1 protein-coding gene and 1 pseudogene are annotated in these 821 nt (G+C 68.3%); both read left to right on the plus strand.

Annotated elements, in window-relative coordinates:
- Positions 1–298 (plus strand): annotated as a pseudogene (locus EN969_RS33450) (peptidylprolyl isomerase); the annotation flags it as partial.
- Between the two features lies 1 nt (position 299).
- On the plus strand, positions 300–821 hold a 522-nt coding region (locus EN969_RS33455), incomplete at its 3' end, for a 4-hydroxythreonine-4-phosphate dehydrogenase PdxA (protein ID WP_206525321.1).

The following is an 821-nucleotide window of genomic DNA, read 5'->3' on the forward strand; positions in this document are numbered from 1 at the left end:
CGCCAAGGGCCTGATCGACGTCACCGTTCGCGATCTGGGCCGGGTGCTGGCGCCGCAACTGCCGCCGGACTGGGCCGAGCAGATCAAAGCTACCAAAGTCGGCGGTGCCACCGTCACGCGCGAAACCGAACGCGGCGTCGAATTCATCGGCATCTGCTCGTCGCGCGAAGTGTCCGACGACAAGGTTGCCCAGATGGCGTTCCAGGCCGAAGGCTCCGGCGGCGACAAGGATGCCGACGCGCTCAGCAAGAAATATGTCGACGAGCTGAAGGCAAAAGCCCGCATCGTCAAGCGCTGACGTGGGCAACGCAGTGACTGCGCTCGCGTTGAGCGCCGGCGATCCGTCCGGCATTGGGCCGGAGATCGCCATCGCCGCCTTCATGGCGCGTGAAGCTGCCGCCCTGCCCCCCTTCTACCTGCTCGCCGATCCGGCGCTGATCGCCTCCCGGGCGCGCCTGCTCGGCCTCTCGCTGCCGATCGCCGAAGCCACCCCGGCACAAGCGGCGCAGGTCTTTGCCCGCGCCTTGCCGATCGTTCCGCTGGCTGCAGGCTGCATCGACAGCCCCGGCCAGCCGGATCCGGCCAATGCGGCCGCCACGATCGAGGCCATCGACCGCGCCGTCGCCGATTGCCTTGCCCGCGAAGCCTCGGCCGTGGTCACCTGCCCCATCGCCAAGAAGCCGCTCTACGATGCCGGCTTTCGCTTTCCCGGCCACACCGAATATCTGGCGCATCTGGCGGCTCGGCACAGCGGCGTCGAGGCGATGCCGGTGATGATGCTGGCAGGACCCGACCTGCGCACCGTTCCCGTCACCATCCAC

The sequence above is a fragment of the Mesorhizobium sp. M7A.F.Ca.CA.003.01.2.1 genome (genome assembly GCF_003998945.1).
Taxonomy (GTDB): Bacteria; Pseudomonadota; Alphaproteobacteria; order Rhizobiales; family Rhizobiaceae; genus Mesorhizobium; species Mesorhizobium ciceri.